Origin of the sequence: Nocardia sp. NPDC052566, assembly GCF_044547285.1 — a bacterium.
GTDB lineage: Bacteria > Actinomycetota > Actinomycetes > Mycobacteriales > Mycobacteriaceae > Nocardia.
The window spans coordinates 745,682-760,989 of sequence record NZ_JBIUAF010000005.1 but is presented as its reverse complement, the minus strand read 5'-3'; the positions used below and the strand labels follow the sequence as shown (position 1 = coordinate 760,989).

Annotated in this window: 13 protein-coding genes; 9 read left to right on the top strand and 4 right to left on the bottom strand. The window is 65.1% G+C overall.

Features of this window, described 5'->3' with window-relative positions:
* Positions 1 to 120 precede the first annotated feature (120 nt).
* Complete coding sequence (locus tag ACIG5A_RS28370) at positions 121 to 1,134, bottom strand: helix-turn-helix transcriptional regulator (RefSeq protein WP_397245348.1); 1,014 nt, start codon at positions 1,132 to 1,134, stop codon at positions 121 to 123.
* 42 nt (positions 1,135 to 1,176) lie between these two features.
* Between ACIG5A_RS28370 and ACIG5A_RS28365 the strand changes: the two genes are divergently transcribed.
* Positions 1,177 to 2,559 (top strand): FAD-binding oxidoreductase, encoded by a 1,383-nt coding sequence (locus tag ACIG5A_RS28365; protein ID WP_397245346.1) that lies wholly within the window; start codon positions 1,177 to 1,179, stop codon positions 2,557 to 2,559.
* A gap of 1,034 nt (positions 2,560 to 3,593) precedes the next feature.
* Positions 3,594 to 4,001, top strand: a complete 408-nt coding sequence (locus ACIG5A_RS28360; protein ID WP_397245344.1) for a hypothetical protein — start codon at positions 3,594 to 3,596, stop codon at positions 3,999 to 4,001.
* A 167-nt stretch (positions 4,002 to 4,168) separates the two neighbouring features.
* On the opposite strand, the gene ssb is transcribed toward ACIG5A_RS28360, so the two are convergent.
* Positions 4,169 to 4,615 (bottom strand): single-stranded DNA-binding protein, encoded by a 447-nt coding sequence (gene ssb, locus ACIG5A_RS28355; protein WP_397245342.1) that lies wholly within the window; start codon positions 4,613 to 4,615, stop codon positions 4,169 to 4,171.
* 781 nt (positions 4,616 to 5,396) lie between these two features.
* Here ssb and ACIG5A_RS28350 point away from each other — a divergent pair.
* The 5 genes from ACIG5A_RS28350 to ACIG5A_RS28330 all read left to right on the top strand — a co-directional run bounded on the left by ACIG5A_RS28350 (position 5,397) and on the right by ACIG5A_RS28330 (position 10,134).
* Entirely contained in the window at positions 5,397 to 6,038 is a 642-nt protein-coding gene (locus ACIG5A_RS28350) for an MspA family porin (RefSeq protein ID WP_397245938.1), read from the top strand.
* Positions 6,039 to 6,101: 63 nt separating this feature from the next.
* On the top strand, positions 6,102 to 6,392 hold the full coding sequence (locus ACIG5A_RS28345) for a hypothetical protein (RefSeq protein WP_397245340.1): 291 nt from the start codon (positions 6,102 to 6,104) through the stop codon (positions 6,390 to 6,392).
* Positions 6,389 to 8,842 (top strand): hypothetical protein, encoded by a 2,454-nt coding sequence (locus ACIG5A_RS28340; RefSeq protein WP_397245337.1) that lies wholly within the window; start codon positions 6,389 to 6,391, stop codon positions 8,840 to 8,842. Before ACIG5A_RS28345 ends, ACIG5A_RS28340 begins: the two co-directional genes overlap by 4 nt.
* Entirely contained in the window at positions 8,827 to 9,195 is a 369-nt protein-coding gene (locus tag ACIG5A_RS28335; protein WP_397245334.1) for a hypothetical protein, read from the top strand. Before ACIG5A_RS28340 ends, ACIG5A_RS28335 begins: the two co-directional genes overlap by 16 nt.
* Before the next feature lie 744 nt (positions 9,196 to 9,939).
* Positions 9,940 to 10,134: a DUF4926 domain-containing protein gene (locus ACIG5A_RS28330; RefSeq protein ID WP_397245331.1), complete on the top strand. Its 195-nt coding sequence runs from the start codon at positions 9,940 to 9,942 to the stop codon at positions 10,132 to 10,134.
* A gap of 338 nt (positions 10,135 to 10,472) precedes the next feature.
* On the opposite strand, the gene ACIG5A_RS28325 is transcribed toward ACIG5A_RS28330, so the two are convergent.
* Together ACIG5A_RS28325 and ACIG5A_RS28320 are read right to left on the bottom strand one after the other, a co-directional pair.
* Positions 10,473 to 10,601 (bottom strand): hypothetical protein, encoded by a 129-nt coding sequence (locus ACIG5A_RS28325; RefSeq protein WP_397245329.1) that lies wholly within the window; start codon positions 10,599 to 10,601, stop codon positions 10,473 to 10,475.
* Positions 10,602 to 11,504: 903 nt separating this feature from the next.
* A complete protein-coding gene (locus ACIG5A_RS28320; protein WP_397245327.1) occupies positions 11,505 to 13,682 on the bottom strand; it encodes a malate synthase G in 2,178 nt (725 codons plus the stop codon).
* 249 nt (positions 13,683 to 13,931) lie between these two features.
* Between ACIG5A_RS28320 and ACIG5A_RS28315 the strand changes: the two genes are divergently transcribed.
* Together ACIG5A_RS28315 and ACIG5A_RS28310 are read left to right on the top strand one after the other, a co-directional pair.
* Positions 13,932 to 14,672 (top strand): SDR family NAD(P)-dependent oxidoreductase, encoded by a 741-nt coding sequence (locus tag ACIG5A_RS28315; protein ID WP_397245325.1) that lies wholly within the window; start codon positions 13,932 to 13,934, stop codon positions 14,670 to 14,672.
* Entirely contained in the window at positions 14,669 to 15,307 is a 639-nt protein-coding gene (locus tag ACIG5A_RS28310) for a TetR/AcrR family transcriptional regulator (RefSeq protein WP_397245323.1), read from the top strand. The genes ACIG5A_RS28315 and ACIG5A_RS28310 overlap by 4 nt, the downstream gene beginning before the upstream one ends.
* Position 15,308 lies beyond the last annotated feature (1 nt).

Below are 15,308 nucleotides of genomic sequence, written 5' to 3'. Positions count from 1 at the left end.
ACTGCCGGTGCTCGGGCAACAATGACGGAGGTGCCCGGGATGGTTCGCTCTCCGTGGGGCCGCCTCGTTGAGCAGGTGGAGGAGCGCCGATTGCATCGGGATCGCGCCCGGCTTACGTCATCAATCATGCGACCGGGTCCGAACCAGTCGCGTTCCGAGCTGGTGCAGACGATCGGTGATGTCCGGGGGTGCGTCCAGGATGAACTCGGCTCCGAGGGCGGCGATGAGCGCGATGTACTGGGTGACCATCTCCGGAGACTCGGCCGTGAGGCGGATCCGGCACCGGCCAGGGCCGATGTCGTCGATCGCGCCGGGGATCGGGCCGAAGATGCCTGCCCTGACGTCTGCTGCCGAGAGGTCCACGGTTAGTTGCGCCGTGTAGCGGTAGGAGGCCGCTGCCAGTGAGCGCATGACGAAACTGACGGCATCGGTGGTCGGCAGGTCCCGTCGTTCGGCGGGTCGGTGGGTGCGGAGGGGGGCGTTGATCCGATCGATGCGGAAGATGCGCCAGTCCTCGCGATCGTGGTCATATGCCACGAGGTACCACAATCCGTGGAGGGTGACGAGACTGTGCGGCTCGACCCGCCGCGCGCTACGGCGTCCGGTGCGGTCGCGGTAGTCGAAGCGGACGATCTCGTGGTCGCGGCGGCAGGCAGCCAGCACGGACAACGTGGCCGGGTCGACTTGTGCTGCGTCATTGCCGGGTGCGGCGCTAGTGGCACGGGAGAGCGCAGCTAATTGCGGGCGCAGGCGCGCCGGGAAGATCTGCTCGAGCTTGACCAGGGCGGTGAGCGAGGCGTCCTCGAGCCCACTAATACCACCCCGGCTGGCCATGGCCAGCCCCACAGCGACCGCGACGACCTCCTCGTCCTCGAGAGACAGGGGCGGGATGCTGCTCCCGGCTGCAAGCCGGTACCCGCCCGATGTTCCGGTGGTTCCGGTGACCGCGTAGTCGAGGGTACGCAGCCGTTCGATGTCGCGGCGCACCGTTCGCTCGGTCACGTGCAGCCGCTGGGCCAGTTCGGCGGCCGACCAGGTCCGTCGCGACTGCAGCAGGCCGAGCAGCCGCAGCATCCGCTCGGGCAGATCCCGCCGTCGGGGTTCGTCCATCACGGAGCCCAGTCTGTCACTCATTGCGGACGTCTAATGTCCGGAAGAATGTCTAGTGTCGCAGCCATGGAGATCACCGAGACCGACATCCAGCCCCTCGACCAGTACGTAGACGGAACTGTATACAGCGGTATCCAAGACCCGGAAGACAGGGCGGGGGCTCAGCTCCTTGCCCCGCATCACCCGGCGGTCGTGCTCGAGGCGAGCAGCGCCGAGGATGTCTCTCGGGCCGTCGCCTTCGCCGCGGATCACGGGATGCAGGTGGCGGTCCAGGCCACCGGGCATGGGCGCACGCGCGCTCTCGACGGGGGCCTGCTAATCGATACGAGGCGCATGCGTGAGGTGAGGGTCGACGCCGCGACGCGTAGGGCCTGGGTCCCGGCCGGGGCGACGTGGCAGCATGTCATCGAGCAGGCGGCACCACACGGACTAGCGCCGCTGTCGGGCAGCCTTCCCACGGTCGGCGCAGTCGCCTACACCCTGGGCGGGGGCATCGGGCTCCTCGCCCGACGCTACGGCTACTCAGCCGACCACGTGACGCGATTCGAGGCGGTGACCGCCGACGGCAAGATCCGGCAGGTGACCCCAGAGGACGAACCCGATCTGTTCTGGGCACTGCGCGGAGGTGGCGGCAACTTCGCTGTCGTGACCGGCATGGAGATCGACCTCATGCCCGTCGCAGAGCTCTACGGCGGCAACCTGATGTTCGACCTCGCGAAATCCCCAGAGGTGCTCACCGCCTGGACCGAGTGGACCAGGTCGGTACCGGAGGCGATGACTTCGGCAGCGGTGGTGATCCCCTTCCCGGACCTACCCATGATCTCCGCGGACGTGCGAGGGCGTCGGGTGGTCCAACTTCAGGTCAGCTTCGCCGGAGCGGAGGAAGAGGGACGACGTCTCGTCGAGCCGCTGCTCCACGCCGGATCGCAGCTGCGGAACACGCTGCGCACCCTTCCCTACACGCAGTCCGGAGCGGTCTCCGACGAACCGGACCGGCCGGCGGGCTATCGCGGGAAGGGCGTGCTGGTCGACGACCTCGATCCGCACTCGGTGACCGAACTCGCCCATCGAGCCGGCGGGTGCACCGTCGGGGTGCGACACCTCGGGGGCGCGCTGGCGCGCACCCCGAATGTTCCGAACGCCGTGGGCCACCGATCTGCCCAGTTCGCCGTGGGCGTGTTGTCCCTGCTCCACGACGGCGATCCGAGCGAGGTGTCTCAGGTCCACGACGACCTGCTCGCACCCTTCGCACCCCACACGCTCGGGCTCTCGCTGAATTTCACTTTCGGCCCTCTCGAGCCAGATCAGGTGCGATCCGCCTTCACGCCAGCAGATGCCGATCGCCTCGGCGAGATCACGGCACGCTATGACCCGCGCGGCGTCTTGTACGCCAACCACCCGATCCCGACGCCTGCGCCACTGAACGACTCGGACGTAGACCGCATCTGACGGTCCTCGGACGGTCACGGCGTCGCATCTAGCGAGTGACCATTGCCGCTTGCACCGTCATCCGTCGAGCCTGTGCACTTCGTCGGCGACACCGCTGGTGTGGTCACCCCTAGTTACCGGAAGGGAGGGCTGTACCTGCTCACGCGCTGGTGACAGGCTCGATGGATGGCCGAGTTCTTCTGGGATTCCGCAGTCGTACCTGGCGTTGATGGTTAAGGAGGTGCCGGACTACCCGCAGTTGCAGGACAAGACGGTCGCCGAGGAGTGAATCGCCCCGGGTTCCTTGGAGGCTCGGTGATTTGGTTCCGGCCTCGGTGATGACCGGTTTCTGAGCCTAGCCGGATGCGGCGTTCATTGCCCACTAGGCGGCCTCGAACTCGGCGGGCGGGACCAGTCCGATTTCGTCGTGCAGGCGACGGTGGTTGTGCCAGTCGACGTACGACCGAATTCTCATCCACGATGTGGGCCACGTGCCCATGCTGGAGACACCGGACCGCATCGCCACCCTCATCGCCGAACACGTCTATGCCAGCCGCACGCATCTGCGTGCGGTGTGAATAGGCCGGCGGATCGGGCGAACCCCTCGGCACCGATCCGCCGGCCGCCAGGACTACACGGGCTCGGCGACGGCGGTCTCGACGTCTGTGACGTTCTTCTAGTACTCCAGCCGTAGCACAGGTCTTGCCACGGGCGCAGCTCGGCAGCAATTCCTCAAGCGCGCCGATCGTCGGCAACCGCCTCTTCGGGATCCAGTCGTCCTCGCCACTCTTATCGAGCCTGCGTTGAAGCCAGACGGCTCTTTGATCTGGGGAAAGGCCTTTCTGGTCCGCCGTCTCCACCCGGATCATGCTCGACCTCTGCGGCAGCCACCAGGCAGAATATCGAACATACATTCTATAATAACCGGCGCGGCGTGAGCGACGATATCGCCGCTGCGGCTTGTCCACCGCCACATCCATGCTGCCGGGTTGCCCACTGCTGCAACGGGATACCAAGCAGTGTCCCTGGCCCGATATGCGGAAGCGAGGTGGCTGATGACGGCAGCGATCGTAGCGGCGATAGCCGCAACCCTGGGCATCATCCTCGGGCGATTCTGGGACGCACGCTCGGAAACCACACGGTGGAGACGCGACCAGACGGCCGCGAGCCACCAACGCCTCGCGGAAGCGTTCCGGCCAACGGTCGAAGGAATTCGCACGGTCGCCCTGGCTGATCCAGCCGACCCGGTGTTCTCCGAACTTGTCGCACGCGTCCGCGACGACAGCAGCTGGGATGACGCCCACGTGGCTGTGCTGCTGCACGGCTCTCCGCGGGTCATTCAGGCGGCAGCAGCGCTGGACCACGCGGTGACCGAACTGTTCTACCGTGCCCAGGATCGACTCCATCGCGTCGAAGACTGGTATCGGATACGTGGCCCTGCCGGGCAAGCCCTCGAAAAATGAACCAGAGCTCGAGCACCGAAGGAAGCACCGCACCAGTACCAAACAACTCAAACGGGAGTTCGTGAGTGGACATCGAAGCCACCTCCTAACAGACGCAGGGAAAAAATGGGGAGCCGCTCTCGGTGAGCGGCTCCCCGAGCGAATCGAGAGCAGTACCGTAGGGACGGTCAGAAGTCGGGCCGATCATGGGCGCCAGCTGCGACAAGATCCCGATCACCGGGGCGGGAACTCGACTGCTCGGCGTCCCCAGCCTCAGCGGCGTGGACGTCGGCTGTGACGAAACGCAGGTCGGGGCCGACCGCGTCGACCATGAGCTCGACGATCCACTGGGTAGCACCGTTGCGGTCCTCGTAGCTGCGCTGACGCAGCCGACCGGAAACGATCACCCGGACACCCTTGGCGAGGCTGGCCGCGAGGTGATCGGCCATCTCACCCCACACCGAGCACCGCATGAAAACCACCGCACCATCGCGCCATTCATTGGATGCGCGGTCGTAGACACGCGAGTTCTGGGCGACAGTGAAATTAGCGACGGTCTGACCACTCGGCAACAGTTTGTGCTCCGGGTCGGCGGTGAGGTTACCGACGACGGTGAGCGTGATTTCTCCAGTCATGACAATGCACTCCTCGGATGAGAAACGGATTGGATTGACCGCCAACATCTCCCGAACCCCGATACAGAAAAACCGTGATCGGGCGGTGCCTGGAGTGCTGGCGATCTGCGGCTCCGCCATCAGGGGTGAGCCGGGCCCGCAGGGCCGGCGAGGGTTCTGCAGGACGGGATGGGGATCGCCGCAGGCGACCTGAGCGCAGCGAAGGCTTGTCCCCATCTCGCCCCGCAGGTTCATCGGCGGGTACCCGGCTCGTCCCTGATCCCTTTGGGGCAGATCGCCCGGCACTCCGGGAACAGCCCGAATCTCCCAGCAGTATGTGTTGAACACCCTCAGACTCGTGTTTGCGCTGGACGGGACGGGTCGATGCCTGCCATGCCGGAAACGGAGGTCGGTTCCGACGATGCAGTGACATGAGCAGGGGCCCGAGTTGCCTCGTCGGGCGGCGGCCAGCGCCGCGGTTCGGGCCACACTGCGGCTCGGCCACGGCCGCCCCTGGGTTTCGACACTTCGAGAGCACTCCGGCCAATGGCCAGCCTCTCCATGTCCGTAACGATCTGGACACGCGCAACCGCTCGCCGCTCGCGTGTACGCACCCTGGCCGCGCCAATCAGGCGGTCCTCGAACGAGTTTCGGACAGCGTCGCGGCCGAAGTGACCTCCGCCATAGCAGGGGAGGTCAAGTGATGCACATCTCAATTGCCTGGCGTCGACTTCAGGAGCGTGCCAACCTCACACCGAGTTTGCTGAAAGTTAACTAGATGTGGAGGGGCTTCGTGGTGACGATGCGATCAACCATCGCCGCCGGTATCAGTGCGCTGGTTACGGTATTGCTGATCGGTGTGGGGGCTGCGGGATCAGCTAGTGCGGATCCGGTTGCCGACAAGTATCGCCAGGTCCTCACCCGCGATGGCTGGACCCTGTCGGTGTCCAAGACCGGTGAGACCCTGGATCGCTGGCCGAACCTGGCTGGTTCCCCGGTCAGCCGTGAGGGTTTCGTCAGCCTCGAGGCGGTCGCCGAGATCACCGGTAGCGGCCGTCGGCCGGTCACCGCGGGCACCATCACCCTCGGTTACCAGATCGGTTGCGCGGTCGATGTTTCCAACGGCGTCACCCTCGGTCTGGGATTCTCGATCGGCCCGAACGCCAGCGTCACGATCTCGCAATTCCCCGGCGTGAACATCGGCGGGCAGGCATCGGTGAACCCGAACATCTCCACCACCCTCAAACCCGGCGCCATCACCACCGTGCCGTTCGGTTCGAAACCGCTGGCGGAGTCGCAGGGTTCGATCAGCGCCGGCCAGGTCGAAATCAAAGTCGACGCCTGCGCAGGCCAGGTGACCATCCGCTCGTTCGCGACCGCGGCGATCTCGACCCCGACCGCAGACAACAGCATCACCGTCTACGGCGACCCCATCTGGCTCTGACCGGTTCACCCCCGAGCGACCGGGCAGGCGTGAACGCCGGAGCCCGGCAAGAGAGGCACGACGATGAACGAGACCGCCACCCCCGCGACCAGCCACCGCGCCGCCCAGCCCGCTGGTCCTGCTGTCGAGCCGATCAGCCCGACCACGGCCGCGATCGGCGCTACCGCACTGGGCCTGCTGCTGTTGATCGTGGTATTCGCGAACCTCAACCGGATGCCCGGGTGGGCCGACGATTACGGCGCGATCCTGGTCTACCTGGCCTTCTTCCTCTACATGTCCCTCGCAGGACGACTCACCTGGTGGGGCATCGACACCCTGCACGACCAGGCCAAGGCCCGCCGGAACCGCCGATGAGCACCCGCCTTGCCCGGCACGCCGCACTCACCCTCGCGATCACCGCCACCGGCCTTGGGCTCGGGTTCGCCGCACTCACCGGCACCCCGCACGCCACCGCGCAGGGCTACATCCCCTGCGAACAATGGCAGGCCATGCACCCCGGCTGGCCGTGTATCGACACCCCACAACCGCCACCGGGCGGCCCGCCCACCGTGTCCACCCCGCCACCACTACCGACACAAGCCCCGAACCTGCCCGAGCAGCCGGGTAATGGTGGCGGTATCGGCGCCGGAGCGCTCGCCCCGCCACCCATCGCGCCCGGCAACGGGACCCCGATCGTCCCGGTCCCCGGCGCCGAGACACCGGGCCTGCCCGGCAACCAGCCCCCAACCGCGCCGGTGCCGGGAACAGTTGCACCACAATCGATCCCAGCTGCACCTCCGCAGCCAACCGAGGCCCCGTCACTCGCACCGCAAGCAGCGGACACACCAACCCCAGTTCCGCCGGTGCCGACCAGGACCGTGCCCACACCCTCGACTCCGACCGAATCCAAAGACCACAGCACGGCTGCCGAGCCCGGTGACGGCCCCGATCGACGAATCCCGTTGCTGCTGTTGGCCGGTGCCGCGGCATTCATCGCACCCGCGTTCCGGTCGCGTGGTGGTACGTCGTCACAGCAGCTGACGATCACCAAACCGTGGGACGGCGGCGAGCAGACATTCATCCTCATGACCGACCCGTCCGCTCCCCGCGAATACCGCTTCCCGCAGGAAGTTCCGCCCGGCGGGCAACTGCGCAAGAACCCCGACGGGTCGGTCGATGTCCTCGACGCCGACGGCACCGTCATGTCCCACACCAACCCACCGTGGGCCTACGACGCCCTCGGCCGACCGGTACGCACCCACTACGAGGTCGACGGCGACACCATCGTCCAGCACATCGAACCCGACGAGAACAACGTCTTCCCGATCCTGGCCGACCCCGACACCGTCCCGCAGTGCTCCATCAGCAGCGACAGCAAGGGCGGCACCACCACCACGAGCACCCACGCCGACGGCAGCGTGTTCACCACGTATGAAGACAGCCGCGGCAGTGTCACCACCGCGCTGTCCACCCCGGTCCCGAACAGCGGCGGCACGGTCGACACCCGCATCAACAACGCCGACGGCACCACCACCGACATGCGATCGGTCCCCAACGGCCAAGGCGGCGTGACAACCTGGACCGCCAACCCGGACGGATCGAACTCCGTGGCCTATCCACCCAGCGCCGAACATCCCAACGGCCTGATCGTCAAAGATCCCGCACCCGGCAGCAGCACACCAGCCGAAACCGTCGAACTAGGCCCCGGTGGACAGTCCGGCCACGTCACCGAATACAACACCGACGGCACCATCAGCCAAGCCGACTTCCGGCCCAGCGTCCTGGGACCGGTCACCGACATCACCAACCCCGACGGCAGCCACACCCAGGTCAACACCGTCGGCGGCAACACCAACGGCCGACCCGGCAGCATCATCACCCAAGACGACGGCAGCCGCTACGTCCTGCAACCCGACGGCACCGCCATCCCCATCGACCGCTACAACAACGCCATCGGCACCACCAACTACAACAACCAATACGACCCCGTCACCGGCACCTGGCACAGCGACCCCGTCACCCACCGCGACCCCATCATCACCGCACCCGACGGCACCAGCACCCAAAAATGGTTCTTCCGCGGCAACGACGGCGAAGAACTCTTCGCCACCGCCTACTTCGACAAAAACGGCAACCTCCTCGCCGTCAACTACACCGACTACACCGGCGTCCAAACCACCACCTTCACCACCATCGACGGCATCACCCTGCCCACCGGCACCACCAAAGCCGACGCCGGAAACGTCATCGACAACGCCGACCTCGTCTTCAACGCCGTCATGGCCGTCACCGGCGTCGCCGAACTCGGCTACACCGCCGGACGACTGGTCGGCACCCAGCTTCTCTCCCGGGGATTGCTGGAAAGTGGCACGACCGCTCTCGGCGCCGAAACTCTCACCAGTCAACTCGGCACTGCGGGAACCGCTCTCGGCGGACGTGGCCCCAGCGGAATCGTGGCGCTGAACCCGTCAACGGTGCGGTTCAGCCAGAACAAGGTCAACGATGCTGCCGAAATCATCGAGAGCATGGCCCGCAGCGGCTGGGTCGGTGATCCCATCGACGTGGTCGTGGCATCCGATGGCGGATTGACGGCTGTCGACAATACGCGAGTTCTGGCCGCGAAATACACTGATACGCCGATCTTGGCGCGAATCCATGCCTTTGATGAGCCGATCCCGGAGTCCATGGCGGTACGCTTCACCCGGCAGGGTGATCTTCCGCAGACGTGGGGTGAGGCCATGGAGAATCGCATCGCAAACCAGAGCACCCGATTTCGAAACACATACCCCGAAGGATCGCCGCTGACGGGGTGGACGGGAAACTGACGATGATTGAGCTATTGAGCGACGCGGATCTGCCTGCGGGGTTCACGTATCCCCATGAATTCGGCCGGATAGTGGACCTCGGCCTACTGGACCTCGAACCCTGGAACATCTTGCACGGCAAGATACTCGAGTTGCGATACCACGGCATGCGTGAACGCTACCCCGACAGGCAACTCGTACCGTTCGCAGCACGCACGGACAATGACGACGTTGCGTGCTGGGAGCACGGATCGTCCGAGATCATCATTGTCCACGACTTCGCTGAGCCTGGATGGGAAAAGCGCGGCTCCTATCCCTCCTTCTATGATTGGCTCAGAAAAGCCGTCGACGACCTGATCGACTTCGACAGCTAGTGATACAGGCCAAACCTTTAAGGTCCCCTCTTGAAGGCAACGCCACGTTGGAGGGTAAGTAGTGAACACTTCCGTTGCCAGCGAATGGTTGATGCAGGAGGCGTTGAAACACCTTGAACAGGACGATGTCCGATAACACCCCCGTAGCCAGGGAAGCCACTGCGTACCGACTCGACGACGACGGAGTCTTCGAACCGGATGCATCGAATGTCTATCTCGCCCTGACGTCTACGAAACGCGGGTAACATCCGCATCGCAGGCACATTCGAGCTCGGAAGACCCGGTCCATCCGCGAACTTTCCGAACGCGGCGCCTCTGCACTTGGCGCCGAAGCCCTGACCAGTGAACTCGGGGCATCTGGCGTGGCTGGCTCGATTGGCGTGGAGTCCCCGGGCACTGCCTCGGTCGATATACGGAAGTTCCGCGAGTACATCTTCCGACCTGAGGCAGGCCACGGTAAGGACGCGGTCTTCAGGTCGTATGGATATGGATGGATGACAGCCAGGCGCTGGTAGACATGTACGTCGATCAAGCGAACCAGAAGCTGTTAGCTGGGGATTACGCACTGGGCCGTGCCGATCAGTGGGGGTCAGAGATTGAATATCCCAATCCACATCGAGGGCCAGGGAGCAGCTGCGGGAAAATCCACTGACCTGGTTTCGGGCTGAATGCTCCGACCGGATGAAACTCTGACGCTGAACACACCGTTTTCCGGATTTGCCCGATGAGGAAGGAGCGAAGAATTTGATCAACAACTACGACAAGGTGCGTGTCGTGACTGACCGGTTCACTGCCGAAGGAGCGGCGATCGGATCAGTCGGGTACGTCATCGAGAAGCACTCCGAGGATGCTTACGAGGTAGAGGTTTCCGATCCATCTACGGGTGAGACAATAGCCAGTTTCGTCGCTCGACGCACCGATCTTCAGAAGTTCTCCTGATCCTATCGAAGCCTTTCTTAAGAGAGTCACCTGAGCCCAGGAAATTTTCGACTCTGCGGCGGCGGTGTCGCAATTTGTGATGGGAGACTCATGATTTCATCAAGCTCGCGCCGGTGGATCACCGCCGCGAAACAGGTCACTGCGGGTCAAACCGTAGGCATCCGGTGCCCGGAAAACGACGACTTCCTCGAAGTGACATGGACACCCGGCCCAGATGGCATCGTCGGTGAATACCAGCTCGAGTGCCCTTCCTGCGGTGCAGTGAACTACCTGCGCACCACCCACGGGCCACAGCAGCCCGAGCCTCAGCAAGCTCCATGAGAACCGCCGCAGCGGTTTCAGAATCCGCGGGTGATCCGAAACCGTTTGCCGGGTGACCAGCCGGTGATCGGGTTGTGCGGGATGGGGATTGCACCGACGATGCGGAACGGTTGGTCGACGATCTTCACGTGATCGGTGGGCAGCACATCGGATTTCTGCGCACCACACACAGGCCACAGCAGCCCGAGCCTCAGCAAGCTCTAGTAGCGGGGACAGGATTTGAACCTGCGGCCTCCGGGAAGGGAGTGTTCGATTGTTGCCCTCATACCGCTTCCGCTCTTCCACTATCTGCTGGGCAGCCAGAAGTAGGTCGGTGGGCCGTCGTAGGTGTCCTACATCGAAGAGACCAATGCCGACAGCCGCGCATAGGCCCTCCGGTAGGTCAGTTCATAGAATTCGAGCGCGTCGGACTCGACGACCGAGCCAGCCTCGATTTCCGTAATTGCCGCTGCGGCAAGTAGGGCACTGCAGACCGCCAGATGCACGCTCGTGGACAGCAGCGGATCGAGGAATCATGCGGGGTCACCAACCATGAAGTGGCCAGGACCGCAGAACCGGTCCGTCGCATACGAGAAGTCTTGTTCAGCGCGCACCGGCGAGCACAGCTCGTATCCCGCCACGAGCTCATCGATGCCCGCTGGAGCCGCAGAGTCTCAGCACCGAGTGGGTTGCTAACGGTTTGCCAATCCAAGAAATTTCCGGCGTGTCGTGCGCTCGACACGCCAGGAGCCACGTCCAGACCGTGGTGATGGCGATGTGCCGTCAGCCTGCTCCCACCTTCGGCACCGCCATCCCCCGCTCACGGCACGCACGACGCCACCGAGCAAGCCCACTGCGGGATTCGATCACCCGATCAGGCTCAGATCCGCTGGTAGAACGCATCAGCGAGGTGTCACCGTTGTGACCGTTTTTGTGACCGTTTTGAGCGTGAGAGGCCAGTATTGGGGATGACCTCCGGTGACGAGAAGGCCCCGCGCCGGGCACTGCCGACACGGGGCTTCAAGCTGAAAAGTGCTGTCTGGAGCTACTTTTCAATCACTGCCGATCACTCACTTGCTGGCGTCCTTGGCCTCGCGGCGGCGGCGGTGCAGGATCGGCTCGGTGTAGCCGTTGGGCTGCTTGGTGCCTTCGAGCACCAGTTCCTTGGCGGCCTGGAAGGCGATGCTGCTCGCGAAGTCCGGGGCCATCGGGCGGTAGCTCGGGTCGGCGGCGTTCTGCTGGTCGACGACCGGGGCCATCCGCTCGAGGCTGGCGATCACCTCGTCGGCGCTGACCACGTTGTGGCGCAGCCAGTTCGCCATCAGCTGACTCGAAATACGCAGGGTGGCACGGTCTTCCATCAGACCGATATCGCGGATGTCGGGCACCTTGGAGCAGCCGACGCCGTGATCGATCCAGCGCACCACGTAGCCGAGGATGCCCTGCGAGTTGTTGTCCAGCTCCTGGCGCTTCTCCTCGTCGGACCAGTTCGGGTCCGCCGCCAACGGGATTTCCAGGATCTGATCCACGGTGGCGCGCTTGCCGCCGCGGGCGATCTCACGCTGCCTGGCGAACACGTCCACCTGGTGGTAGTGGGTCGCGTGCAGGGTGGCCGCGGTCGGCGAGGGCACCCACGCGGTGTTGGCGCCCGCCTTCGGGTGGCCGATCTTCTGCACGAGCATGTCCGCCATCAGATCCGGCATGGCCCACATACCCTTGCCGATCTGCGCCTTGCCCGGCAGGCCGGCGGCCAGGCCGGTGTCGACGTTCCAGTCCTCGTAGGACAGGATCCACTGCTGAGTCTTCATCTCGGCCTTGCGGACCATCGGCCCGGCCTCCATGGAGGTGTGGATCTCGTCGCCGGTGCGGTCGAGGAAGCCGGTGTTGATGAACACCACGCGCTCCTTGGCGGCCTCGATGGACGCCTTCAGGTTCACCGTGGTGCGGCGCTCCTCGTCCATGATGCCGACCTTGAGCGTGTTGCGCGGCAGGCCGAGCACGTCCTCGACGCGGCCGAACAGCTCGTTGGTGAACGCGACCTCGTCGGGGCCGTGCATCTTCGGCTTCACGATGTAGACCGAGCCGGTGCGGCTGTTCTTCAGCTCGGTGTCGCCCTTGAGCGAGTGGGTGGCGATCAGCGAGGTGACCAGGCCGTCCATGATGCCTTCCGGCACCTCGTTGCCCGCGGCGTCGATGATCGCGTCGGAGGTCATCAGATGACCGACGTTGCGCACGAACAGCAGCGAACGGCCGTGCAGCACGAGTTCGCCACCGTCGATGGCGGTGTAGACCCGGTCCGGGTTCATGGTGCGGGTGAAGGTCTTGCCGCCCTTGCTGACTTCCTCGGCGAGCGTGCCCTTCATCAGGCCGAGCCAGTTGTGGTAGCAGAGCACCTTGTCCTCGGCGTCCACCGCCGCGACCGAATCCTCGAAGTCCATGATCGTGGTGACCGCGGACTCCAGCACGATGTCCTTGACGCCCGCGGTGTCGGTGCTACCGATCGGCGAGCTCGGATCGATCTGGATCTCGATGTGCAATCCGTTGTGCTTCAACAGGATCGAGGTCGGCGCGGCCGGGTCGCCCAGGTAGCCGACGAGCGCGGACGGGTCGGCGAGGCCGATGCTGGTGCCGTCCTCGAGGCCGACCTCGAGCTCATCGTCGACGATCGTGTACGAGGTCGAGCCGTGGTGCGAGCTGGTGATCAGGGTGGCGGCGTCGTCGAGGAAGTTGCGGCCCCACTCGATGACCTTGTCGCCGCGAACCTTGTTGTAGCCCTTGCCCTTTTCCGCGCCGTTGGCCTCGGAGATGGCGTCGGTGCCGTAGAGCGCGTCGTAGAGCGAACCCCAGCGGGCGTTGGCGGCGTTGATCGCGAAGCGCGCGTTCATCACCGGAACCACCAGCTGCGGGCCCGCGGTGGTGGCGATCTCGGTGTCGACGTTCTGCGTGGCGATCTGGAAGTCGGCCGGTTCGGGGCGCAGGTAGCCGATCTCGCCGAGGTAGCTCTTGTAGGCGGCCTTGTCGTAACCGGCGCCGGGGTGCTCGGCATGCCAGGCGTCGAGCTTGCCCTGAATCGCGTCGCGTTCGGCAAGCAGGGCACGGTTCTTCGGGGCGAGGTCGTTGATGACCTGCTCGGCCCCGGCCCAGAACGCGGCGGAATCTACGCCGGTACCGGGGAGCGCCTCGTTCTCGATGAACTCATGGAGAACGCTGGCCACCTGGAGCCCGCCGACCTGAATCCGCTCTGTCATCTACTGCCTCACTTCTGAGAAAGCCGGGTGGGAAAAAGTCGGTCTAGATGTTACCCGCCGGTAGTGATACCACCATGCGCTGGGTTAACACGCCGAAGTCCCGTTCTGTTCCGAAACGCCAGTTCCCGAGGGGTCGATCGGTCGGCGCGTCGTGCAGGTGTCGGCGGTCGGCCGAACAACTCCTTGATTGTATCGGTCGCCCGATTTAATGTACTGATCGGAACATTTCTTCACCGCGAGGAGGCCGCGATGCCGCTGACGGGCCAGATCGTCGTCGTCACCGGGGGTAGCCGCGGCCTCGGCCTGGAGATGGTGCTCGCGTTCGCGGCGGCGGGCGCGGATGTGGTGATCGCCAGCCGCAAAGTCGAGAGCTGCGTCGCACTCGCCGAGGAAGTCCGCGACGCCTACGGCCGCCGCGCACTGCCGGTCGCCTGCAATGTCAGCGACTGGGCGCAGTGCGACGCGCTCGCCGACACCGTCTACGACGAGTTCGGGCGGGTCGACGTGCTGGTCAACAACGCCGGGATGTCGCTGCTGTATCCGAGCGTCGATCAGGTGACCGAGGCGATGTTCGACAAGGTCCTCGGCGTGAATCTCAAGGGGCCGTTCCGGCTTTCGTCGCTGATCGGCGCGCGGATGGCGGCGGGCGAGGGCGGGCGGATCGTGAACATCTCCTCCATCGAGGCCGCGCGACCGGATTCGCTCGCCGTCCCCTACGCCGCGGCCAAGGCGGGCTTGAACGCGCTCACCGCCGGTCTCGCACAGACTTTCGGCCCCAAGGTCCGGGTCAACGCCATTCAATGCGGCGCGTTCGCCACCGACATCTCGAAGGCATGGACCCCGCAGATGTGGGCAGCGATCGGCGAACGCAACGCGCTCGGCCGGGCGGGCGCGCCACACGAAATCGTCGGCGCGGCCATGTACTTCGCCACCGAGGCGTCGGCCTTCTGTACCGGGGCGACGCTCGCGCTCGACGGCGGCTGGCGATGACCGGGTTCGCGCCGCCACGCCGCCGCGGCCGCCCACCCGCCGCGGAATCCGGCGACACCATGCAGCGCATCGTGCGCGCGGCGGTGGAGCTGTTCGCGGAGAAGGGTTTTCACGGCACCGGGGTGGCGGAGATCGGCGAGCGGGCCGATGTCCAGCGCGGGGCCCTGTACTACCACATCGGCTCCAAAGAGGAACTGCTCTGGCAGATCCTGCGGGATTACACCCAGTGCATGCTTGCCGAGGCGGAAGAAATCGTGCGCGCCGCCGATGATCCGATCACCAAGTTACGCAAGCTCATTCGCAGCCACGTCGGCCTGATCGTGGCGCATCGGCGCGAGGTCGCCATCCAATTGCGCGACGTCACCGCGCTGACCGGGGAGCGCGCCGACGAACTGCAGCAGATGCGCGACCGGATCCAATACTGCTGGCAGCGGGTCATCGATGACGGGCACGAGGCGGGGCTGTTGCGCACCGCCGACCACGTGGTCACCAACAGCGTGCTCGGCATGCTCAACATGGTGACCTTCTGGTATCGCCCGCACGGCGGCCACTCCCCCGATGAAATCGCCGAAATTCTCGCGACCACATTCCTGCACGGCGTCGTGGTCGCGACCGACACCGATACGAAAGGCTGAT